The organism is Terribacillus saccharophilus (assembly GCF_046592595.1).
Taxonomy (GTDB): domain Bacteria; phylum Bacillota; class Bacilli; order Bacillales; family Amphibacillaceae; genus Terribacillus; species Terribacillus saccharophilus_C.
This window is the reverse complement of sequence record NZ_JAWVPF010000003.1, coordinates 314,187-338,440: the sequence shown is the minus strand read 5'-3', so window position 1 is coordinate 338,440 and position 24,254 is coordinate 314,187. Positions and strand designations below refer to the sequence as shown.

The following is a 24,254-nucleotide window of genomic DNA, read 5'->3' as shown; positions in this document are numbered from 1 at the left end:
AAATAGTTAGATGCGTTTGTTCAAAAGGAGGAATTACCTTGCTTAAAGATTTTTTTAGCAAGAAGAAACATGCTTCCAAGCCTAGTGAAGAGGCGAAGCAGGATATTCCTGAAGGACTCATGCTCAAATGCTCGGACTGTGGAAAGATCTACTACCGAGAAGAGATGAGAAAGCAATTGTATGTGTGCCCTAACTGCGGCCACCATCATCAATTGCCTTCTGATGAGCGAATTAACAATTTGTTCGACGAAGGTTCATTTACGGAATATGATACAGACTTAACAACAGGCAATCCGCTCGGATTCCCAAGCTATACGCAGAAATTGGAGAAAGACCAGCTGAAGACAGGATTAAAAGAAGCTGTCGTCACCGGTGAAGGTACAATCAATGGTTTCCGCACAAGCTTTGCTGTCATGGACTCTCGTTTCCGGATGGCAAGTATGGGTTCTGTTGCGGGAGAGAAGATTGCTCGTGCAATTGAAAATGCACGCAAACAAAACATTCCATTCATCATTTTCACAGCATCTGGAGGTGCCAGGATGCAGGAGGGCGCTTTGAGCCTTATGCAGATGGCTAAGACATCTGCTGCTGTACAGCGTTTCCGTGATGCAGGCGGACTGATGATTTCTGTCATGACCAATCCTACATATGGCGGAGTTTCTGCAAGTTTTGCGTCACTAGGGGACTATAACTTTGCTGAGCCGGGCGCACTAATCGGTTTTGCCGGCAGACGTGTTGTGGAAGAAACAATTCGTGAGAAGCTTCCTGAGGACTTCCAGACTGCGGAGTTCCTATTGGCGCACGGCCAGCTGGATGATGTTATCAATCGCCATGATATGAAAAAGTATCTGACCACGATCCTCGATATTCATCAAGCAGGAGGAAACGTATCATGAAACAAGTATTGGAATTCGAGAAGCCAGTCATCGCTCTGCGTGAAAAAATTGCAGAGCTGAAGACTTTCACAAAAGAGAGCGACCTCGACTTGACGGAAGAAATCGTTAAGCTGGAGACGCGTCTGGAAAAGCTGGAGAATGATATTTACACGAACCTGAAGCCTTGGGATCGAGTACAAATGGCACGACATGCAGAGCGTCCGACGACACTTGATTATGTGGATCAGCTTTTCACTGATTTCCTGGAGTTCCATGGTGATCGCTATTACGGTGACGATGCTGCCATTGTCGCAGGTATCGCCAAGTATAAAGGTCGCCCGGTAACCATCGTGGGACATCAGCGCGGCAAATCAACGAAAGAAAATATCCGCCGTAACTTTGGTATGCCGCATCCGGAAGGTTTCCGGAAAGCAGCACGCCATATGCAGCAAGCTGCTAAATTCGGCCGTCCGATCATTTGCTTCATCGATACAAAGGGTGCTTTCCCAGGTCGAGCAGCAGAAGAACGAGGACAAAGCGAAGCAATTGCCCGCAACTTAATGGAAATGTCCGGATTCGAAGTACCGATTATTTGCATCGTTATCGGAGAAGGCGGCAGCGGTGGCGCATTGGCGCTTGGTGTCGGTGATCGCTTGCTTATGCTGGAGAATTCCACCTTCTCTGTTATTTCACCGGAAGGCGCAGCCTCCATCCTGTGGAAAGACGGCGGAAAAGCGAAAGAAGCAGCTGAAAAACTTAAGATCACTGCACCTGACTTGAAGGAGCTTGGTGTCGTTGATGGCATCATTCCAGAAATCCGGGGAGGGGCTCATCGGGATCTCTCGGCTCAAGCAGAGCTTGTGGATCAGGCTATTGCCGAACATCTTTCCCAATTGGAAAAATTGGACAAGCAAGTATTACTGGAACAAAGATGGGAAAAATATAGTAATATTGGTTCCTTTGCTGAATAAGCACTCGTACAATTGACTTCATCTTCCGCTTCTGTAAACGATTTACATAGGCTTTTTTGCGGAATTCTTTCCCTTACTTTTTTTAATAAGAAAATTATATGTTTTTATTTGATAATAAGTTGGATAAGGATTATCTTTGAAAGGGTATAAAAGTTCTATAATCGAAATTGCTTAGAGGTGAGCGCATGAAAAAGATAGGTGTTCTAACAAGCGGAGGAGATTCTCCAGGCATGAACGCGGCAATCCGTTCAGTCGTAAGGAAGGCTATTTATCATGATTTGGAAGTGTATGGCATATACAACGGCTATCAAGGTTTGATTGATGGAAATATCAAACAGCTGGATCTTGGATCAGTCGGCGATATCATTCAGCGCGGCGGGACGGTGCTCCACACTGCACGCTGTGAAGAATTCAAGACAGATGAAGGACAGAATAAGGGTATTGAACAATTGAAGCGCTTTGGCATCGAGGGACTAGTTGTCATTGGCGGCGACGGTTCATTCCGCGGAGCAGAGAAGCTGACGCAAAAAGGCTATCCATGCATCGGTGTACCAGGAACGATCGATAACGATATTCCGGGTACTGACTTTACAATCGGTTTTGATACGGCACTTAACACAGTTATCGAAGCGATTGATAAAGTGCGCGATACGGCTACGAGCCATGAGCGTACGTATGTAGTAGAGGTAATGGGCCGACATGCAGGCGATATAGCCCTATGGGCAGGTCTTGCAGACGGTGCGGAAAGTATTTTGATCCCGGAACAGCCGACAGACTTCAATGACGTCATCGAGCGGCTGAAGCGCGGACAGGAACGTGGAAAGAAACATAGTATCATCATCGTTGCAGAAGGGGTCGGCAGTGGTTTTGAGTTCGGCAAACGCATCGAGGAAGCAACGAATATGGATACACGGGTAACTATTTTGGGCCATGTGCAAAGGGGCGGATCGCCTACAGCAAATGACCGTGTACTTGCAAGCCGTCTAGGCGCACACGCGGTCGATCTTCTGCTTGATGGCAAATCCGGACGCATGGTAGGAATCCAAAACAATAAACTTGTGGATCATGACATTCTGGAAATTTTGGACCAGAGACACGAAATCGACCTGGACATGTATAAACTATCCCAGGAACTATCGATCTAATAGATGTTGCACTACTGAAGGAGGATTCTCATAATGAGAAAAACAAAAATCGTATGTACAATTGGACCAGCTTCTGAGTCCGTAGAAACACTAGTTCAGCTTATCGAGGAAGGTATGAATGTCGCACGCCTTAACTTCTCCCATGGAGATTTCGAGGAGCATGGCGCCCGCATCAAGAATATCCGTGAAGCATCAAAACGCACAGGTAAAACGGTAGCTATCCTTTTGGATACAAAAGGACCAGAAATCCGTACCGGCGTTTTGCAAGGCGGCGAAGCGAACATTGAAAAAGGCGACGAAATCTTTGTCAGCATGACTGAGCTTGAAGGTACCAAAGAGAGATTCTCTGTAACGTATCCTGGCTTGATCAATGATGTTCATGTCGGCTCGAAGTTTCTATTGGATGATGGCTTGATCGAATTGGAAGTACTGGACATCGATAAAGCGAATAACGAAATCAAAACAAAAGCATTGAACTCCGGATTGCTTAAAAACAAAAAAGGTGTCAATGTGCCAGGTGTCAGCGTAAACCTTCCAGGTATCACAGACAAGGATGCAAGCGACATCGAGTTCGGAATCGAACAAGGCATTGATTTCATCGCGGCTTCCTTCGTAAGACGCCCATCTGATGTATTGGAAATCCGTGAATTGCTTGAAAAGCATGAGGCAGGCCATATCCAAATCATCCCGAAAATCGAAAACCAGGAAGGCTTCGATAACCTGGATTCCATTTTGCAGGTGAGTGACGGTCTAATGGTTGCGCGTGGCGACCTGGGCGTTGAAATCCCGGCAGAAGATGTGCCTTTGGCTCAAAAAGAAATGATCAAGCAATGTAACATCGCTGGTAAACCAGTAATCACTGCTACACAGATGCTTGACAGCATGCAGCGTAACCCGCGTCCGACACGTGCAGAAGCATCTGACGTTGCGAATGCGATTTTCGATGGTACAGACGCTATCATGCTTTCTGGTGAAACAGCTGCTGGTAACTACCCTGTCGAGGCTGTGCGCACGATGAATAACATCGCTCGTAAAGCTGAGACTGCACTAGATCATAAAGCAATTCTTGACGAGCGCTCCAAAGCAAGTGACATGACAATTACTGATGCGATCAGCCAGTCTGTTGGTCATACTGCAATCAACTTGAGTGTCAGCGCAATCGTTACAGCTACTTCAAGCGGCTATACTGCGAAGATGATTTCCAAATATCGTCCGAAAGCTCCTATTGTAGCTGTTACATTCGATGAGGCGACAAACCGCAGACTTGCCCTTGTATGGGGTGTACAAGCAATTACAGGTGAACGTGTAGAATCTACGGATGATATGCTGGATCTTGCAGTTGACACAGGACTATCTACTGACTTGTTCAAGCGCGGGGACCGCATCATCATCGCTGCAGGTGTACCTGTGGGAGAAACTGGTACAACTAACTTGATGAAAGTACATGTTATCGGTGATATCCTTGCTAAAGGCCAAGGCATCGGTAAAGGCAGTGTATACGGCAAAGCTGTCGTTGCAAAAGATGCAGAAGAAGCACAGCGTCTTCTTCAAGCGGGAGATATCCTTGTAACGTACGGTACAGATAAAGACATGATGCCAGCCATCGAAAAAGCTGGCGGTCTTATTGTAGAAGAAGGCGGTTTGACTTCCCACGCAGCGGTTGTCGGCTTAAGCCTTGGTATCCCGGTCGTAGTTGGTGTGGCGGAAGCAACAACTAAAATCTCTAATGGTGCACTAGTAACAGTTGATGCAGCCAAAGGTGATATCTACGACGGTCATGCAAGTGTCCTATAAGTTATAAGTTATAAGAGACTAGGAGAGGGTATGAGACCCTCTCCTTTTTTTAATTTTTTTGGCGTGGTACACTTGAATTATTCTGATGTAATGGAGCGTTGTATATGAAAAAAGCGTTACTTTTTCTATTCATCTTGTTCCCGGCTATAGAGATAACGTTTTTTATCTGGGCTGGTATGGAAATTGGTTTTCTATGGCTTTTCCTTCTTATCGTGGCAACAGGATTGCTTGGAGTAGCGTTGGCGCGCCGCGAGGGGATCCAGACATATAAAAGGGCAAGGGAGCAAATGCAGAATGGCCAGCCGCCAACGGATGAACTTCTTAATGGTACGTGCATTCTGATTGGCGGATTCCTGCTGTTGCTTCCTGGCTTTTTCAGTGATTTGGTAGGTCTTTTGTTTTTACTGCCGTTTACACGTAAAAGACTTCGTTACTGGGTGCAAGCATTGCTCATGCGGCTTATATCCAAAAATACGATTCGTGTTTACCGCCGTTAAGCCTGTTTGCCGTATTTGATATATTGCCAGAGGATACGCAGCACACCCGTATGGTAAAGCGTATGGAGGACGACTAATAAAACTGGGCCGGCAAGCAGGCCGATAAAGCCTAACAGCTGGAACCCAGCAAAGACTGCAATTAGAGTAGCTAACGGATTCAGCCCAATCTGGACAGACAATAGATTGGGCTCCATGAGCTGCCGCTGCAGCACGATTACAAGATAAAGAACTGCCAGCCCGATTGTTATAGTGAAGTTTCCGGTAAGAAAGCTGTAGAGGATCCAAGGGACGAAGACAATTCCTGTTCCAAGATAAGGTACGATATCAATCAGGGAGATAAAAAAAGCCGTAGCAATCGGATGCTCGATACGAAGTACGGCAAATCCGATGCACATGATGACAAATGTCAAACTCAAGAGTAAAGCCTGTGCTTTAAGGAATCCTACACATGCTTTTTTTAATCCTTTGAAAACTTGTTTCGCGGAGGAGAGCAGCAAGGCAGGCAGAAAACGATTTAAAAATAGCATGATTTTTTCCCAATCTTTACAGATGAAAAAAGTGCCCAGCAAGGCAAATATACAGACGCTTATATAAAGCGGGGCTTTGCCGAGCAGCATAGGTACAGCTTCCAATGCAGCTTGAATGCCATCCCCGAGAGTGGCTGAAAGATGCTGGATGACAGCTTGCAGATTTTCATCCAATGCTTCTTGCTGGCCAGGATCCAATTCTTGCTGAAATGACATCAATCGTTCGTAATATGGCACAATATAAAGTTCCGCCAGCTTTTGTACATACCCTACAAAATCAGTGAAATGTACGGGAACGGTCTTAGCCAAATACGCTGCACCCTGGGCAATTTCATTTACCGCCAGTGCGAGACCAGCTACGCAGCAGCCTAAAAATATCAATAATATCAGTGCAACAGCTGCAGTCCTGTTCAAGGCTGTTTTTCGCTCAATTACGCGAATAGCAGGATTCATCAGAACGGCAAGGATGACAGAGATGATAAATGGATATACATAAGGAGCGGCAACCAGAATGAGTGTAATACTGCCCGCAATCAATCCAAGGACAATACATACCCGCAGCAGCTGGTGGAGTGTTGCCATTTGCATGAGCTCACATCCTTTTAATAGTAAAGAAGAAGTTTGGAGGAAAGGAATTTGTTAAACACTTCATCATTATTTTTAGTTATCATTCTTATATTAGGAATCATCGGAAAGAACCAATCCATCACAATCGCCGCATACGTATTGCTAGGCATCAAAGTGCTGCAGCTGGATGACAAAGTGTTCCCATTTCTTGCATCCAAAGGTTTAAGTATCGGAATCACTGTCCTGACAATTGCAGTACTTGTCCCAATCGCAAGCGGAGAAATCGGCTTTAAAGATTTATATGCAAGCGTGAAATCATATTATGCCTGGGTAGCATTGGCAGCAGGTATTCTTGTGGCGATTTTAGGAAAGTACGGTGTGAATCTGATGTCCACCGATCCGCAGGTGACAGTGGCCCTTGTGATAGGCACAATCCTTGCTGTTGTGCTGTTGAACGGAGTTGCAGTTGGACCTCTGATAGGTGCCGGCATCGCTTATATGATCTTCCAGATTGTTGGACTATTTACTAAATAACGAAAAATTGATATTATTCTAATAATAAAGAAAACAAAAAAATTAAAACGTTTTCATTTCACAAACAGCTATATTATGTTTATAATGAAAGTGCTTCACTCAAATATCTAGCAACTTGAATTTTTTATTACACATGTTATGGATTTGACTTTTACTAAAGGGGAGAGATTAACATGGCAGTAGTTAAGGGGCTTGAAGGTGTTGTAGCGGCAGAATCAAAGATTAGCTCAATCATTGATGATCAGCTGACTTATGCTGGCTACAGCATTGACGATCTTGCTAGTAATTCCAGTTTCGAGGAAGTAATTTATTTGTTATGGCATGATGAGCTGCCGACACAGGAGCAGCTTGCACAGCTAAGAGGGGAATTGGCTGCGCAGGCAAAGCTTCCGGAACCGGTCATCGACCACTTGAAATCCTGTGATTTGAAAGCGGTTCATCCTATGGCGGCACTTCGCACTGCTGTTTCACTGCTTGGGTTGTACGATGAGGATGCAGAAGTGAATACACCAGAAGCGAACGCTAAAAAGGCAATCCGTCTCCAAGCGCAGATTGCAACGCTGGTTGCTGCTTTTTCTCGCATCCGTTCCGGCCAGGAACCAGTAACACCGCGGGAGGATTACAGCTATGCTGCGAATTTCCTGTATATGTTCAACGAGAAGGAACCAAGTGACATCGAGGTTGAGGCGATGAATAAGGCACTTGTACTTCACGCTGACCATGAATTGAATGCATCTACATTTACTGCGCGTGTCTGCGTCGGTACATTGTCTGATATGTATTCAGGGCTTACAGCTGCCATTGGAGCATTGAAAGGCCCGCTTCATGGAGGCGCAAATGAAGCAGTTATGGAGATGCTGTTCGACATTGGGGAAATTGAAAATGTGGAAGCATATCTGGAAAAGAAATTTGCAAACAAAGAAAAAATCATGGGTATGGGACACCGTGTCTATAAATCTGGTGACCCGCGTGCAAAATTCCTGAAAGAAATGTCACGTGAACTGACAGAGAGATCTGGGCAGACGAAATGGTATGAAATGAGCGTAAAAGTAGAAGACATCGTCAAGCGGGAAAAGAATCTTCCGGCTAACGTCGATTTCTATTCCGCTACTTGCTATTACAGCTTAGGGATCGATCATGATCTTTATACACCAATCTTCACAGTGAGCCGTTTCTCAGGCTGGATCGCACACATCCTGGAACAGTACGCAGACAATCGCCTGATCCGTCCGCGGGCAGAATATGTCGGGGAAACACATCGTACGTATACACCAGTTGAAGAAAGAGTCTAATAATTTTACAACCATAGTGGCCAAAATTTGCTAAACTGATAGAGTATCAGATTTTATTTAGGAGGAATCGAACATGGCTGAAGCAAACAAAATCACAGTAACTAACGGAGCGCTGCAAGTACCAGACCGTCCGGTCATCCCTTTCATTGAAGGAGATGGAACAGGTCCTGATATTTGGGCTGCCGCAAGCCGTGTACTCGAGGCTGCTGTAGATAAGGCTTACAAAGGCGAAAAGTCCATTGAATGGAAAGAAGTGTATGCAGGTCAGAAAGCATTCGACAAGACAGGCGAATGGCTCCCGGAAGAAACACTTGATGTGATCCGAGAATACAAGATCGCTATCAAAGGTCCATTGACAACGCCGGTTGGCGGCGGTATCCGTTCATTGAACGTAGCGCTAAGACAAGAGCTTGATTTGTTTACTTGCTTGCGTCCGGTCCGCTACTTCAAAGGTGTACCTTCACCAGTGAAGAAGCCAGAGGATACGGATATGGTGATTTTCCGCGAGAATACGGAAGATATCTATGCTGGTATCGAATGGCAAAAGGGTTCACCGGAAGTGAAGAAAGTCATCGATTTCCTTGAGAATGAAATGGGAGTACATAAAATTCGCTTCCCGGAAACGTCTGGTATCGGTATCAAGCCTGTATCGGAAGAAGGAACACAGCGACTGGTGCGCGCAGCAATTGACTACGCAATCCAAGAAAACAGAAAAAGTGTGACACTGGTTCATAAGGGCAACATCATGAAATTCACCGAAGGCGCCTTCAAAAACTGGGGTTACGAACTGGCAGAAGCTGAATACGGCGATAAAGTATTCACATGGCAGCAGTATGATAAAATTGCCGAAGAGCAAGGCCGTGAAGCTGCTGACAAAGCACAGCAGGAAGCGGAAGCAGCTGGCAAGATCGTTATCAAAGATGCGATTGCAGATATCTTCCTTCAGCAAATCCTGACTCGCCCTGCAGAATTTGATGTAGTAGCGACGATGAACTTGAATGGAGACTACATTTCTGATGCTCTTGCTGCTCAAGTCGGCGGTATTGGTATCGCTCCTGGAGCGAATATCAACTATGAAACAGGCCATGCCATCTTTGAAGCGACTCATGGTACTGCACCGAAGTACGCAGGCTTGGATAAAGTGAATCCATCTTCTGTCATCCTTTCCGGAGTGCTTCTGCTTGAGCACCTTGGCTGGAGAGAAGCAGCAGATTTGATCACAAAAGCTATGGACAAAACAATTGCTTCCAAAGTTGTTACGTATGATTTCGCACGCTTGATGGACGGCGCAACAGAAGTGAAGACATCTGAATTCGGTGATGAATTGATCAAAAATATGGACTAATGTCTCGAAGGAGGAAACATCATGGCAATCAAACGCAGAAAAGTATCCGTAATCGGCAGTGGTTTTACAGGGGCTACAACAGCATTCCTGATCGCGCAGAAAGAGCTTGCGGATGTCGTACTAGTCGACATTCCGGACATGGAGGATCCAACAAAGGGTAAAGCCTTGGATATGCTGGAGGCATCTCCGGTACAGGGCTTCGATGCTCATGTCAAAGGCACTTCGGACTATGCTGACACGAAGGATTCCGATGTAGTTGTCATTACTGCTGGTATCGCTCGTAAGCCTGGTATGAGCCGCGATGATCTTGTGAATACAAACAGCAAGATCATGAAATCTGTTACTGAGCAGGTTGTGAAGTATTCTCCAGAAAGCATCATTGTTGTATTGACCAACCCGGTTGATGCAATGACATATACAGTTTACAAAACATCCGGATTCCCGCGGAACCGTGTTATCGGTCAGTCCGGTGTCCTTGATACAGCTCGTTTCCGTACATTCGTCGCAGAAGAGCTTAATCTTTCCATCAAGGATATCACTGGTTTCGTCCTTGGCGGACATGGAGACGATATGGTACCGCTTATCCGTTATTCTTATGCAGGCGGAATTCCGCTTGAGACATTGATTCCGGAGGATCGTCTCAATGCAATTGTAGAACGCACAAGAAAAGGCGGCGGTGAAATCGTCAACCTTCTAGGTAACGGAAGTGCGTATTATGCGCCGGCTGCATCCTTGCTCGTGATGGTGGAAGCTATCCTGAAAGATCAGCGCCGTGTCATTCCTTCCATTGCTTACTTGGAAGGTGAATATGGCTACAACGATCTATTCCTTGGCGTACCGACGATCATCGGCGGAAACGGCTTGGAAGATATCATCCAGCTTGAGCTTACTGATGATGAGAAATCACAGCTGGATAAATCCGTTGAATCCGTAAGAAAAGTCATGACTGTCTTGCAATAAATAAAAAAAACCTATCCTTTATAAGGATAGGTTTTTTTATATTTACAAACTCTTAACAGAGAAAGCGAATTGGCATGGTTCACTTTACAGTTGGAAAACGGTATGATGTTGCATAGAGGGGGCTAGTATCCATGGCACAAAAAGTACTTATTGTTGATGATGAAGAATCCATCGTAACCTTACTGCAATTCAATATAGAAAGAGCTGGGTTCGAAACGGAAACAGCCTTCGATGGGTTGACTGGACTGCAGAAGGCTCTGCAGAATACATATGATATGATCGTTCTCGATCTAATGCTTCCAGAGCTGGATGGGACAGAAGTGTGCAAGCAGCTGCGGCAAAAGCAGATTGATACGCCGATTCTGATGCTAACTGCACGTGACGAGGAACTGGACAAGGTACTAGGTCTTGAGCTTGGTGCGGATGATTATCTGACTAAGCCTTTCAGTCCGAAAGAGGTTGTTGCTCGGATCAAAGCTATTTTGCGACGCACGAATAAAAGTGATAATTATATGGAAAGCGGCGAAATCAAGATTGCCGGCTTGTCCATTTTCCCTGATCAATATGAAGCGTCCATCAATGGAGAATCTTTGAGCTTCACTCGTAAAGAATTTGAACTATTACTGTATCTTTCAAAAAACAAGGGGCGCGTCATGTCCCGGGATCAGCTTTTAAGCTCGGTCTGGAACTATGACTTCGTCGGGGACACGCGTATCGTGGATGTACACATCAGTCATTTGCGTGAAAAGATCGAACCTGATTCCAAACATCCTGTCTATATCAAGACGATCCGCGGCTTGGGCTATAAAATGGAGGAGCCGCAATAATGCGTCGCAGTTCTTATGGGATTGCCGTCTATGGATCGCTTATTTTGCTGATCTTTGCGGCAATCGGTTTTATCCTTATGCAAATCACTTCCGAGTGGTTCATTCTGTGGAGCGCCCTGCTGATCGGCGCAGCTTTGATCATTTCAGTACTATACCGGCTGCAGGAACGCTATATCAAGCCTGTTTCCATGACAGCCGAAGTGGCAGAGGAACTGGTAAAAGGAAACTATAAAGCAAGGAATTACGAAAACTTCTATGGAGATGCCGGCCGCTTGATTCGCTCCGTGAACCAGATTGCCCGCAATCTGCATGAACTGGAGCTCCTGGAGAAGATGCAGGAGGATCAGCTGGAAACGGTAATCGACAATATGGAAAGCGGCTTGATGCTTGTCGATGAACGCGGATATGTGCACCTGGTCAACAGGAAGTTCCTATCTGTATTCGGAGGCAAGGACAAGGATTATATCGGTCATGTGTATCATGATACGATTTCGCAAACCAATATCCATCATGTGGTGTCCGAGGCTTTCCTTTATGAAGAGAAGGTTCGTGATGCCTTCACCTTGCAGCGGGAAAAAGAGAAGCGCTTTTTCGAGATTGTCGCTGCACCTATTTTCAATGATTCCTACGATCTGAAAGGTGCTGTACTCGTTTTCTATGAGATTACGGATTTGAAGCGTGTCGAGGAGATGCGGAAGGACTTTGTGGCCAATGTGTCGCATGAACTAAAAACGCCGCTCACATCCATACGTGGTTTTTCCGAAACACTGCTGGAAGATGGGGCATTGGATGATAAGGAACTCACGGAGCGTTTTATCACAATCATCAATAATGAAAGCCAGCGTCTCCAAGCATTGGTAAAAGATCTATTGGAGCTTTCTCGTTTAGAGAAAGATGAACTTCAAGTAAGGATGGAGAGACTTGATTTTCGGTATATGGTTGATGCAATCATGCCGATGATTGAGCAGCATGCATCCAATAAACAAATCGAAGTGGAACTGGAGCTTCCTGACAGTGTTATCATGCGAGGAGACGAGGACAGGTTAAAGCAACTTGTTATCAACTTGATGAATAATGCCGTCAACTATACGCCGCCGAACGGCAAGGTGAAGCTGAAGGTAACCCAAACCAATGATGCAGTATTCACAGAGATATCGGATACTGGTATGGGGATTCCGGAAGATTCGCTTGATCGTATTTTTGAGCGTTTTTACCGCGTTGATAAGGCGCGCAGCCGTAATACCGGCGGAACCGGACTTGGTCTTGCAATCGTTAAGCACGTCGTCGAAGCGCACGGCGGAGCGATAACGGTGAGCAGTGAAGTGAACAAAGGAACTACTTTTTCTATTCGATTGCCAAAGGCTCTTGGTTAAGGTCGTCCATCTGGACGATCTTTTTTGTTTCGGCGGGGAAACATGGTAAACTAATGAAAAGAGACAGGAACGATGATAAAGGAGTTTGGTGTATGACGAAAAAATTAGTTTTAATCGATGGAAACAGCATCGCGTATCGTGCGTTTTTTGCACTTCCGCTGCTGAATAATGATAAAGGAATCCATACGAATGCTATTTATGGATTCACAACAATGCTATTCCGTATTTTAGAAAATGAAAAGCCAACACATTTGCTTGTAGCCTTTGATGCAGGGAAGACGACTTTCCGTCATGAAACGTATAAAGAATACAAAGGCGGACGTCAGAAGACACCATCCGAATTATCGGAACAATTCCCGCTGCTGCGAGAACTATTGGATGCATTTTCGATCAAGCATTATCAGCTGAATCAATATGAAGCTGACGATATCATCGGCACATTGACTAAGCAAGCAGAAGCAGAAGGCTTCGAGATTAAAGTCATCTCCGGGGACAAGGATTTATTGCAGCTTGTCAGTGATAAGACGACAATACAGCTTACGAGAAAAGGTATCAGCGAAATCGATTCCTATACACCTGACTTCCTATTGGAAAACATGGAGGTCACACCTGATCAGATTATTGATATGAAAGCGCTCATGGGCGATAGCTCCGATAATATACCGGGGGTTCCAGGTGTCGGTCAAAAGACGGCTGTCAAACTTCTAAAGCAGTTCCAGACGCTGGATCGCATTTACGAACAGCTGGATGATGTTTCAGGTAAAAGCATCAAGCAAAAGCTGACGGATAACAAAGAATCGGCCTTCATGAGCCGTGAGCTTGCAACAATTGAAACGAAAGCACCAATCGAAGTGAGCCTGGATCAAATAAATTATGAGGGCTTTCAGCCTGCAGCTGTAAGTGCGATATTCAAAGATCTTGGCTTCCAGTCCCTGCTTGGAAGGCTCGGCGAAGAAGGCGCACCGGAGGAAGTATCCCAAGAGCTTGAGCCGCTGGATGTAACGATCGTAGATAACATTACCGAGGATCTGTTCACTGGAGAAGATGCATTGGTTGTCGAGATGCTGACGGATAATTACCACACAGCGCAAATTGAAGGCTTTGGTCTGGCTAATGCAAACGGAGCATTTTTCATTCCGTCAAATGTTGCATACGAATCGGATGTGTTCAAAACATGGGCGGAGGATAGTACGAAGGCAAAATGGGTTTTTGATGTAAAACGATCTGTCGTGGCCTTGCTGCATCATGGAATTACGTTGGAAAATGCTGATTTCGACTTGCTATTAGCTTCATACTTGATCAATCCATCTGAGAATCATCATGACATTCCAGCAATCGGACATCGTCTGGGAAAAAATGATGTTTTATATGATGAAGAAGTTTACGGAAAAGGCGCGAAGATCAAGGTGCCTGATTTGGAAGCCTTCAGTGAGCATCTTGCCAGAAAAGCGATGGTCATATACCAGCTGAAGCCAGAAGCAGAAGCAAAGCTTTCGGAAAACGAACAGCTTGATTTATTCCGTAACCTGGAAATGCCGCTTGCCAGCATCCTTGGAGAGATGGAGTATTTAGGTGTACAGGTTGATGTAGAGCGCATCAAAGAAATGAAAGAAGAACTTGGCGGCAGGTTATCGGAAATCGAGCAGAAGGTGTACGAGCTTGCGGGTGAAGAATTCAATCTTAATTCACCAAAACAGCTTGGACCGATCCTTTTCGAAAAACTTGGTTTACCTGTTATCAAGAAAACAAAAACAGGATATTCGACATCAGCGGATGTACTGGAACAGCTCGCTGATCAGCATGAGATCATTCAGCAGCTGCTTTTGTATCGTCAATTAGGGAAGCTTCAGTCCACATATATTGAAGGACTATTGAAAGTGGTGGATAAAGACACAAACAAAATCCACACGCGCTTCAATCAGGCATTGACGCAAACAGGACGATTGAGTTCGACAGAGCCGAATCTGCAGAACATCCCAATCCGCCTGGAAGAAGGCCGTAAAATTAGACAAGCCTTTGTTCCGTCAAAAGAAAATAGCGTTATCTTTGCAGCGGACTATTCACAAATCGAACTTCGAGTTCTGGCACATATCGCTCAAGATGAGAAATTAATCGAGGCATTCAATGAAGATATGGATATCCACAGCCGGACAGCAATGGACGTTTTCCATGTGGAAGAGAAGGATATCACGAGCAATATGCGCCGCCAAGCGAAGGCAGTCAATTTCGGCATCGTCTATGGTATCAGTGATTATGGGTTATCCCAAAGTCTCAGCATCACGCGTAAGGAAGCGCAGCAGTTCATCGACCGTTATCTGCAGAGCTTCCCTGGTGTAAAAACGTATATGGAAGATATCGTACAGGATGCCAAGCAGAAAGGGTTTGTAACAACGCTTATGAACCGCAGGCGCTACCTTCCGGATTTGACGAGCCGGAACTTCAATGTGCGAAGCTTTGCTGAACGCACAGCAATGAATACACCGATTCAAGGCAGTGCAGCTGATATCATCAAAAAAGCGATGATTGATTTGGCGGAACGTCTGGAAACAGAACAAATGGAAGCAAAGCTTTTGCTTTCCGTACATGATGAACTGATTCTGGAAGCACCAGAATCAGAACTCGAAAAATTAAAAGTAATAGTGCCTGATGTTATGGAACATGCTGTTGAGCTGGATGTACCGCTTAAAGTGGAATATGCATACGGCAAAACATGGTACGACGCGAAATAAGCAAGGAAAGAAGGACATGGAATGCCGGAATTACCTGAGGTAGAAACAGCGAGAAGGACATTGGAACAGCTCGTCGTCGGCAAGACGATTGAAGACATCACTGTCCGCTGGCATAAAATCATTAAATTTGATGAAGGTGTAGAAGCCTTCATCAATCGGCTGAAAGGACAGACGTTCCGTTCCATTGGCCGAAAAGGAAAGTTTCTTCTATTTTACTTGGATGGGGATGTACTTGTATCCCATTTACGGATGGAAGGGAAGTTCTCTGTCAAGCCGGACACAGAACCATCTGACAAGCATACCCACGTCATCTTCCAGCTGACGAATGGCGAGCAGCTGCGTTATAACGATGTCCGCAAGTTCGGTACGATGCACCTGTTCACAGAAGGGCAGGAAAATGAAACACCGCCGCTCACTCTTGTTGGACCGGAGCCTTTTGATGAAAACTTCACATTGGATTATTTCAAGGAAAAGGTACAGCGAAGCAGCAGGATGATCAAGAATATCTTGCTGGATCAAACTGTTGTAGCGGGGTTGGGAAATATTTATGTGGATGAAACATTGTTTAAAGCCGGGGTACATCCGGAGCGGCGCGGCAGTTCGATGGAAGACATGGAATTGGTCCGTATCCAGCAGGCTGCAGCTGAGACATTGCTTGAAGCAGTCGAAAAAGGCGGCAGCACGATCCGCAGCTATGTGAACAGCCAAGGAAAGATCGGGACGTTCCAGCAGCAGCTGCTCGTATATGGCCAAAACGGCACACCTTGCCCGAATTGCGGCAGGGAAATCATCAAAATCAAAGTGGGCGGAAGAGGCACACATATTTGTACTTCCTGTCAGAAGTAAAGGAGGAAGCAAAGGTGGGTATTGTAATCGGACTGACTGGCGGCATTGCCTCCGGGAAAAGTACAGTGAGCAGCTTGTTCAAGGAGTATGGTATCCCGGTTGTTGACGCGGATATTGTTGCGCGTGAAGTGGTTGAGCCTGGTGAACCTGCTCTGGCCAGTATTGTTGATGCATTCGGCAGTGAAATCTTGCTTCCTGATGGGTCGCTGGACAGGCAGAAGCTGGGCGGGATCATCTTTCGGGATCTAGAGAAGCGCGAGATCCTGAATGGTATCGTCCATCCTGTTGTCAGGGAGAGAATGACAGCAGATCGGGACCGGCTGAAAACGGAACATCCTGCGGTCGTCCTTGATATACCATTATTATTTGAAGGCAACCAGCTGCATTTAGTCGATAAAGTGGTTGTTGTGCATGTTGATCCGCAGATCCAGCTTGAAAGATTGATGCAGCGAAATAATTTAACGGAACAGGAAGCATTGGACCGAATCAACAGTCAAATGTCTTTGGCAGACAAAGCAACCCGAGCGGACGCCGTCATAGATAATAACGGCAGCAGGGATGAAACGAAAGCGCAGCTTGAAAAGCTATTGTCTTCTTGGAACATTAAGGAAGGAGCCTGACAAAAAGGGCTCCTTTTTTGTTCGCATTTTTCTTTTAATATGTTATACTAATATCAATAAAACATTATATAGTGTGACACATTAGAGGAGGCAGTATAATGACAACACGTATCGCGATTAATGGATTTGGCAGAATTGGACGATTGGTTTGCAGACGAGCAATGGAAATGCCTGATTTGGAAATTGTGGCAGTCAATGCTTCTTATCCAGCAGAGACGCTGGCGCATCTTCTCCGATACGACAGTGTGCACGGCAACTTGGATGCTGTTATCACTGCAGAAGCTGGATCAATTGTTTATGCAGGGAAAAGAATCCGTGTGGTAGGGGAACGTAATCCAGCACAGCTTCCTTGGGGCGAGCTTGAAGTTGATGTCGTTATCGAAGCCACTGGCAAGTTCTGTTCACAGGAAACAGCATCACAGCACTTGGATGCAGGTGCAAAGAAGGTTGTCATTACAGCTCCTGGAAAAAATGTGGACGCGACGATTGTAATGGGCGTGAATGATCGGATATACGAAAGTGATGTGCATCATATTGTTTCCAATGCTTCTTGTACGACAAACTGTCTGGCGCCGGTTGTCAAAGTGCTGGATGAACGGTTCACGATTAAAAACGGTTTGATGACGACAGTTCACAGCTTCACGAATGACCAGAAAAATATCGATAATCCGCATAAAGATTTGCGAAGGGCAAGAGGCTGTACACAATCCATCATTCCGACGACAACAGGGGCGGCCAAAGCACTTGCGGAAGTACTGCCGCATCTGAAGGGAAAGCTTCATGGAATGGCTCTGCGTGTTCCGACTCCAAATGTATCGCTTGTTGATCTGGTGGTGGACGTGGAAGAGACCGTAACTGCCGAACAAGTCAATGATGCGTTCCGGACAGCGGCCGAAACAGATATGCGAGGCATTATCTCTTATAGTGAAGAGCCATTGGTCAGCATCGATTATACGACCACAGCGCAATCGGCAACAATTGATGGTTTATCAACAATCGTTATGGAAGGGAAAAAAATAAAGGTCATTGCTTGGTACGATAATGAATGGGGATATTCCTGCCGTGTCGTCGACTTGGCCCAGCTTGTCGGCAGCAGTCTTCTGAAGGCTGATAGGGCAGAAGTCATCTAAGGTGATACAACCCTCTTTATGCTAAATTTGAACGTATGCTTGCCAAACAGATACAAACACTATATACTACTTTTTGCATGCAATCTTTGCAGCATACAAGCATATTGTCAAAACTGTTTTCCTGAAGAATCTATGCAGCAAGTGACTGCTTAAAGGGTTAGGACCTCTTAGGACTAACTTTCCCCCGTGGCAATTCACGCATTTATTTTTTAGGCAAATATGCAAAGGGGGAACTACATTGGATACAATGGGAAGACATGTTATTGCGGAATTATGGGATTGTAACGCAGAAAAACTAAACGACATGAAGCTTATCGAGCAAATTTTCGTTGACGCAGCATTGAAATCAGGAGCTGAAGTACGGGAGGTTGCCTTCCACAAGTTTGCGCCGCATGGCGTTAGCGGAGTGGTCATCATCTCTGAATCGCACCTCACAATCCACAGTTTTCCAGAACATGGCTACGCCAGCATCGATGTTTACACTTGCGGTAACATCATTGACCCGAACGTAGCAACCGATTATATCATTGACGCGCTAGAAGCTAAAACTTGTGAAAAAGCGGAGCTTCCGCGGGGCATGGGTCCTGTGGCAGTGCAGCCGAAATCACATTAATATTTGAATAACCAACCCCTGTTCCTTTTAGGAACAGGGTTTTTTTAATGTTGTATTTCCATTCGGAAAAATGGCAAACCTACATAGGGGATACATAGCTAATAGTCGCATTTTCGTTTTACTTCAGATATAATAGCAGGTACTAATAGTTACTGCTAGAAAGAAGGTATGTTTTTGAATAGACGTGTCGTAGTTACAGGATATGGTGCTGTTACGCCGCTTGGCTCGGATGTAGAGACATTCTGGGATAATATCAAAACTGGGGAATCCGGGATCAAACAGCTGGATCCGGAGAAATTTGCCGGCATAGCATCGCAGATCGGCGGAATTGCAAGCGGATTCGATCCGGAGCAATACTTGGACAAAAAAGAAATCGAACGCTATGACTTGTATAGTCAATTTGCTTACGGTGCAGCTGTGCAAGCGATGGAGCAAGCGAACCTTTCCGCGGATACCGTAAATCCGGAACGAGTCGGAATTTATATCGGTTCTGGTATTGGCGGTGTAAATACAATATTGGACAATCACGCCACGATGCTTGAAAAAGGTCCCAGGCGTGTTTCACCATTCATGGTGCCGATGATGATCAGCAATATGGCTGCAGGAATTGTTTCCATCAAGACAGGCTTCAGCGGTCCTAGCTTCGCACCTGTATCTGCTTGTGCAACTGGTAACCACGCAATCGGGGAAGCATTCCTGAATATCAAGCACGGTTATGCAGATGCCATTCTTGCTGGCGGAGCAGAAGCATCGATTACACCTTTCGCTTATGCTGGATTCACAAAAATGCGGGCAATGAGTACCCAAAACGATACACCTCAAACAGCAAGTTCGCCTTTCGATGCAAACCGCGATGGGTTCGTTATGTCGGAAGGTGCAGGTATTCTTGTGCTGGAAGAGCTTGAACACGCGCAAAAACGAGGGGCAAACATCCTTGGGGAAATTGTGGGATACGGGTCCACAACGGATGCCCATCACATTACATCACCTAACTATCTTGGGCCTGCACGCGCAATGAAACTGGCGATGCAAATGGCTGATATAGAGCTTGGGGACGTGGATTACATAAATGCACATGCCACAAGCACCCCTGAAGGAGACAAAACAGAAACCAAAGCAATCAAGGAAGTATTCGGAGATAAAGCGAATGACTTGCTGATCAGTTCAACAAAATCAATGACTGGTCATTTGTTTGGCGCTGCAGGAGCTGTGGAAGCAATCATCACACTTAAAGCATTGCAAGATGGCATTGTCCCTCCAACGATCAACTATCGGTATGCTGATCCTGACTGCGATTTGTCATATGTACCGAACGAAGCGGTAGAAAAGGATTTGACGGTTGCTTTGTCAAATGGTTTCGGTTTTGGCGGACACAATGCGGTGTTGGCACTGCAAAAATGGAAAGGGTAGCCCTCGGCTGCCTTTTTTTGTTGAGTCTAAGAACGCTTCGATTTTTCGCTTGAATCATGGTAGAATAGGAAAAAGACGATGCAAAAGTGTCGCAAATGCGCGAAGCCTGTCGAGGTTCGCGAAAGTAATGGGGTGGATCGGCATGAGATGTCCAAACTGCCAATATAAAAGCACAAAAGTACTAGACTCCCGTCCCATCGAGGAAGGGCGTTCCATCCGACGACGCAGGGAATGTGAAGACTGCGCTTTTCGCTTCACAACGTTTGAACGTATCGAAGCAACACCTTTGATTGTTGTTAAAAAAGAAGGAATGCGGGAAGAATTCAGTAAAGAGAAGCTTTTGCGCGGGTTGATCAAGGCGTGTGAGAAACGTCCGGTCGCGCTTGAGCAGATTGAACATATTGTAGCGGAAGTGGAGAAGGAACTGCGTAACAGCGGAACATCCGAAGTACAAAGCAAAGAAATCGGTGAGATGGTCATGGAACGACTGTCGGAAGTGGATGAAGTGGCGTATGTACGTTTCGCATCTGTTTACCGGCAATTCAAGGATATCAGCGTCTTCCTGGAAGAATTGAAGGACTTGATCAAGACCGACAAGAAAGAGTAATAGTTTGCAAGAAGGAAAGGACAGATAGTATGAACAGTCAGCATATCGGGAAACTTCTGCCAGCTGATGGGTACCAGCTCCGAATGAAAGCAGTACTTCCGGAAGCATATTCGGCTGCGCTGACCCATCTGTATCAGCCGTTGCTCGGAATACGGGCAGTGACCTTATATCAGACGCTGGTCAATGATTTTTTCCTGCATCATGGCACATGTGAACCGCAGACACATCATATGCTTATGACGCTGCTGGACATGCCGATGGATCAATTATATGAAGCAAGGCTGCAGCTGGAGGCAATTGGTCTGATTCGGACGTATCAACATCTCGGGGAACAGAATTTGTATACATACGATTTGTATGCACCTTTTTCACCTGATGCATTTTTCCAAGATGACATGCTTTCCCAGCTGCTGTATCACCAATTAGGCGAAAGCAGATTCAAGCAAATGAAAGATCTTTTTATCAAAGAGGCTGATTTGCCTGAAACGATGGAAGAAGTTACAGCATCGTTTGAAGCTGTTTTTTCTGCTGGGAATTTGACGAAGCACGCTGTCCAGCCGAAAAAGACAGCAGCTAGATCTGCTGCAAATGTAAAACAAGGACCTTCCATCGAAGCCGAGGTTGTCGATTTCGACTGGCTGCGTCATTCACTGAAGCAGCGAATGCTTGATCCGGAAGTGATTCTTACACCTCGCAACCAAAAGCTGCTCGAGTCGATGGCAGTCCTGTATAGCCTCACCTCACCAGAACTTGACAAAGCACTGCTCTGGGCTGTTTCGGATGAGCATGAGCTGAATCCGGCAGAATTCAAATCTGCCTGCCACGACCTGTTTCTGGCACGTCCTAAAACAACAGATACGAAGGTCATGGAGCTTGTGCAAAAGGACACCAAACAGGAGACAGACAAGCAAGCTACCACCAAGCAGGAGCAGCTTATCCAGCTGCTGGAGACGATTTCACCCAAACAGCTTTTAGAGGATATTTCCGGAAACGGAACAGCAGCTGCGTCCGATTTGAAGGTCATCCGTGATGTTATGTCGGAGCAAGGCATGGCACCTGGTATTATGAATGTGCTTGTCTATTATGTACTGCTCAAATCCGATATGAAGCTGTCGAAAGCATATATGGAAAAGATAGCAGCGCACTGGGCCCGGAAAAAAATAAGTACAGTAAGAGAAGCAATGGAGCTTGCTAAAAGCAGCAACCAGCCGTGGAACACAGCTGCCAGTTCGAACCAGCCGGCAGCAAGAAGAAAAACTTCAGGCCGTGCGGAGGTTGTCCCGGAGTGGTTCGATCAAAAAGGCAAGGTGGAAGCTCCCAGCACTGCAGCTGTGCCTGATGCGGATGTGGCGGAGTTGCTTAAACAGTTCAATGAAAATAAGCGGCATGTTTGAATGATAGCGGGAAGGGGGTGCACGCATGGAACCCATTCAAGCATCCTTACGAAAATGGATGCAGGAAAACGGTAATTTTAAAGAGAACTTCGAGCGCATGCAGCAGCAGGTGAGGCAAGATCCGGAAGTCAAAGCGGTACTGGAAGCAAATCCGCAGTTGACAGAACAGGATATCCAGCGCAATATGATGCGCCTTTACGAATATACTACGCAATCAAAGCAATGCCAGGACTGTCCATCCCTCGGGGAATGCCGGAATATCCTTAATGGCTATACACCGACACTTGAAGTGGATGGCAATGTCATTCGTCTAGCGTATGATAAATGCCATACCCGTCTCCAGCAGGAAGAACGGGAGAAGCAGCAGTCACGCATCAATAGCCTGTACATGCCGAAGGATATACTGCAGGCGTCAACGGAAATGCTTGATCATGGTGACCCAGAACGCCAGCAGGCGATTTTGAAGACATTGCAGTTCCTGCAGCAAACAGGAGATACCATCCCTGAAAAAGGGTTGTACTTCTATGGACCGTTCGGCGTAGGAAAAACATATTTCCTTGGTGCCATCGCTAACTACTTGGCGGAAAGAAATATATCCAGCATGCTAATCTATATGCCGGAATTTGTAAGGGAGATGAAAGCTTCCCTGAAAGATGATTCGGTCAACGAAAAAGTTGAGCTGTTCAAGAAGACACCAGTACTCATGCTGGACGATATCGGTGCTGAATCCCAATCGGCTTGGTTCAGGGATGAGATACTCGGTTCCATCCTTCATTATCGTATGATGGAAAGGCTGCCGGTCTTCTTTACGTCCAACTATTCCATTGCCCAGCTGGAGCAGCAGATTGCCACAACAAATCGCGGTGATGTGGAAAGAGTGAAAGCAGGCAGGATCATGGAGCGTATTAAGCGTGTTGCCACTGAGGTACCGTTGTTCGGGAAAAATAGAAGAAACGATTAAGCTAAAAGGCAAGCCGGAAACCGGCTTGTCTTTTTTTAGGCTCATAATTCCATTTTCCGCCCATATAATGTAACAGTTGATAGTGGCGAGGGTGGTTGATATTGCGTAAAGTGTTTATCAAATCAAAAAAAGAGATGGATACATTCTGTTCGTGCCTGGCTCTGCTGGATGGAACGAAACAGGTGTATGTAGATGAAGATGACCGCTGGGGCTATGAAGCAACAATTCATGATGGCTATCACAGGCGGATTGCAATCGCCTTAGTAGAAACGTTTCTTCATCACCGGGAAACAGAATGGATCAAGCAAATTGTAAAAGAAGTTTATTATTATAAGGATGAGGAAGCAATAAAGCGTATAGCAGAATTGACGCATACGATTCTCGTCGGAGATATGTACGAAGAAGAAAAAGAGCCTAGTCTGCCGCGTCAGCAGATTACGCAGATTTTTCAAGAGATTGCTGCCAAAAACATCCGGATTTTCTTTGATGCCGTCATCCAGTTCCGCAGCTCTGCTTACAGGGAAGCTTTGATGGAAGTAGTCGGTGATGCGATAGATGAGTACAAGCGTGAAGAAGAATACCAGCTGTATGTGGAATCCCTGCGGGAGTATGTAGGTAAAAAACCGATTGGAACTGACACCATCCATGTCATACAAGGGCGTGATTTTTCCTTCTACAAAGAAGATGGAACGTGCTATACCGCTGAAGAGATCATGTCGCTTGCTGATGAAGAGCCGCTTTCCCTGGCAGGCATCGGGGTACAGGAAAAAAATCTGACGCCTTTGATTGCGATGTCGCCAAAGCGCATTTACTTATACGGTGACTACCCATCTGAACCGAAGACACTGACTGTCATCAATATTTTTCAGGAAAGAGCCGCATACCTTCCCTTACATCAATTTCCTTTCTCCATGTTTTAGCATGTCCTTGCATTTTCCTTATTCAGCGCTTATACTTATTTTATATGAAGAAGCGACAATAAAGGACATGATAGTGAAATCCGTTTGCACTGAAGAGAGGGGAGCCTAGGCTGGAAGCTTCCTGCATACGCTTTGCTGTTACCACCTTTTACAGCTCTGTCGGGGGACGAAAGAAAACCGGCAGCGTCTGATCTACGTTACAGATTCTTGAGCCGGTATATTTACCGGGAATTAGGGTGGAACCACGAGACAAACGCTCGTCCCTTTGCGCATACTTTGTGCAAAGGGACGGGCTTTTTATATTTTAGGAGGAAAGA

At 45.7% G+C, this 24,254-nt stretch carries 22 protein-coding genes; 21 read left to right on the top strand and 1 reads right to left on the bottom strand.

All coding sequences use genetic code 11. The features are described from left to right. The first annotated feature begins 38 nt into the window (after positions 1–38). From accD to SFC25_RS06780, 5 genes are all read left to right on the top strand, one after another. Complete coding sequence (accD, locus tag SFC25_RS06800; protein WP_411214534.1) at positions 39–896, top strand: acetyl-CoA carboxylase, carboxyltransferase subunit beta; 858 nt, start codon at positions 39–41, stop codon at positions 894–896. Beyond that, entirely contained in the window at positions 893–1,846 is a 954-nt protein-coding gene (gene accA / locus SFC25_RS06795) for an acetyl-CoA carboxylase carboxyl transferase subunit alpha (RefSeq protein ID WP_411214533.1), read from the top strand. The genes accD and accA overlap by 4 nt, the downstream gene beginning before the upstream one ends. 185 nt (positions 1,847–2,031) lie before the next feature. Further along, complete coding sequence (gene pfkA / locus SFC25_RS06790; RefSeq protein ID WP_411214532.1) at positions 2,032–2,991, top strand: 6-phosphofructokinase; 960 nt, start codon at positions 2,032–2,034, stop codon at positions 2,989–2,991. Positions 2,992–3,024: 33 nt separating this feature from the next. Next, the gene (gene pyk / locus SFC25_RS06785; RefSeq protein WP_411214531.1) at positions 3,025–4,785 is read left to right on the top strand and encodes a pyruvate kinase; all 1,761 of its coding nucleotides are present in this window, start codon (positions 3,025–3,027) and stop codon (positions 4,783–4,785) included. A 104-nt stretch (positions 4,786–4,889) separates the two neighbouring features. Then, positions 4,890–5,282 carry an FxsA family protein gene (locus SFC25_RS06780; protein WP_411214530.1) on the top strand — a complete coding sequence of 131 codons (393 nt, stop codon included), beginning with the start codon at positions 4,890–4,892 and terminating at the stop codon, positions 5,280–5,282. On the opposite strand, the gene ytvI is transcribed toward SFC25_RS06780, so the two are convergent. Then, positions 5,279–6,397 carry a sporulation integral membrane protein YtvI gene (gene ytvI / locus SFC25_RS06775; protein ID WP_411214529.1) on the bottom strand — a complete coding sequence of 373 codons (1,119 nt, stop codon included), beginning with the start codon at positions 6,395–6,397 and terminating at the stop codon, positions 5,279–5,281. The two genes, SFC25_RS06780 and ytvI, sit on opposite strands and share 4 nt — an antisense overlap. Positions 6,398–6,445: 48 nt before the next feature. On the opposite strand from ytvI, the gene SFC25_RS06770 reads away from it, so the two are divergent. The 16 genes from SFC25_RS06770 (at position 6,446) to ytxC (ending at position 23,937) form a co-directional block, all read left to right on the top strand. Next, positions 6,446–6,910, top strand: a complete 465-nt coding sequence (locus tag SFC25_RS06770; RefSeq protein WP_411214528.1) for a DUF441 domain-containing protein — start codon at positions 6,446–6,448, stop codon at positions 6,908–6,910. A 173-nt stretch (positions 6,911–7,083) separates the two neighbouring features. Further along, positions 7,084–8,202 (top strand): citrate synthase, encoded by a 1,119-nt coding sequence (gene citZ / locus SFC25_RS06765; RefSeq protein WP_411214527.1) that lies wholly within the window; start codon positions 7,084–7,086, stop codon positions 8,200–8,202. 73 nt (positions 8,203–8,275) lie between these two features. Then, entirely contained in the window at positions 8,276–9,547 is a 1,272-nt protein-coding gene (icd, locus tag SFC25_RS06760) for an NADP-dependent isocitrate dehydrogenase (protein ID WP_411214526.1), read from the top strand. A gap of 21 nt (positions 9,548–9,568) precedes the next feature. Further along, positions 9,569–10,507, top strand: a complete 939-nt coding sequence (gene mdh / locus SFC25_RS06755; protein WP_374077047.1) for a malate dehydrogenase — start codon at positions 9,569–9,571, stop codon at positions 10,505–10,507. A gap of 131 nt (positions 10,508–10,638) precedes the next feature. Then, a complete protein-coding gene (locus SFC25_RS06750; RefSeq protein WP_095222174.1) occupies positions 10,639–11,334 on the top strand; it encodes a response regulator transcription factor in 696 nt (231 codons plus the stop codon). Next, positions 11,334–12,707, top strand: a complete 1,374-nt coding sequence (gene pnpS / locus SFC25_RS06745; protein ID WP_411214525.1) for a two-component system histidine kinase PnpS — start codon at positions 11,334–11,336, stop codon at positions 12,705–12,707. Before SFC25_RS06750 ends, pnpS begins: the two co-directional genes overlap by 1 nt. Positions 12,708–12,799: 92 nt before the next feature. Then, the gene (gene polA, locus SFC25_RS06740; protein WP_411214524.1) at positions 12,800–15,436 is read left to right on the top strand and encodes a DNA polymerase I; all 2,637 of its coding nucleotides are present in this window, start codon (positions 12,800–12,802) and stop codon (positions 15,434–15,436) included. A gap of 21 nt (positions 15,437–15,457) precedes the next feature. Then, positions 15,458–16,282 (top strand): DNA-formamidopyrimidine glycosylase, encoded by an 825-nt coding sequence (gene mutM, locus SFC25_RS06735; protein WP_411214523.1) that lies wholly within the window; start codon positions 15,458–15,460, stop codon positions 16,280–16,282. A gap of 14 nt (positions 16,283–16,296) precedes the next feature. Beyond that, on the top strand, positions 16,297–16,902 hold the full coding sequence (gene coaE, locus SFC25_RS06730) for a dephospho-CoA kinase (RefSeq protein WP_411214522.1): 606 nt from the start codon (positions 16,297–16,299) through the stop codon (positions 16,900–16,902). A 98-nt stretch (positions 16,903–17,000) separates the two neighbouring features. Next, positions 17,001–18,032 (top strand): glyceraldehyde-3-phosphate dehydrogenase, encoded by a 1,032-nt coding sequence (locus SFC25_RS06725; RefSeq protein ID WP_411214521.1) that lies wholly within the window; start codon positions 17,001–17,003, stop codon positions 18,030–18,032. Positions 18,033–18,270: 238 nt separating this feature from the next. Next, positions 18,271–18,645: an adenosylmethionine decarboxylase gene (speD, locus tag SFC25_RS06720; RefSeq protein WP_411214520.1), complete on the top strand. Its 375-nt coding sequence runs from the start codon at positions 18,271–18,273 to the stop codon at positions 18,643–18,645. Between the two features lie 174 nt (positions 18,646–18,819). Further along, positions 18,820–20,055, top strand: a complete 1,236-nt coding sequence (fabF, locus tag SFC25_RS06715; protein ID WP_411214519.1) for a beta-ketoacyl-ACP synthase II — start codon at positions 18,820–18,822, stop codon at positions 20,053–20,055. A gap of 142 nt (positions 20,056–20,197) precedes the next feature. Further along, a complete protein-coding gene (gene nrdR / locus SFC25_RS06710; RefSeq protein ID WP_411214518.1) occupies positions 20,198–20,662 on the top strand; it encodes a transcriptional regulator NrdR in 465 nt (154 codons plus the stop codon). Between the two features lie 29 nt (positions 20,663–20,691). Continuing rightward, positions 20,692–22,056, top strand: coding sequence for a replication initiation and membrane attachment family protein (locus tag SFC25_RS06705; protein WP_411214517.1), 1,365 nt, complete (start codon positions 20,692–20,694; stop codon positions 22,054–22,056). Between the two features lie 25 nt (positions 22,057–22,081). Continuing rightward, positions 22,082–23,017, top strand: a complete 936-nt coding sequence (gene dnaI / locus SFC25_RS06700) for a primosomal protein DnaI (protein ID WP_411214516.1) — start codon at positions 22,082–22,084, stop codon at positions 23,015–23,017. Between the two features lie 110 nt (positions 23,018–23,127). Beyond that, on the top strand, positions 23,128–23,937 hold the full coding sequence (gene ytxC / locus SFC25_RS06695) for a sporulation protein YtxC (protein ID WP_411214596.1): 810 nt from the start codon (positions 23,128–23,130) through the stop codon (positions 23,935–23,937). Positions 23,938–24,254 lie beyond the last annotated feature (317 nt).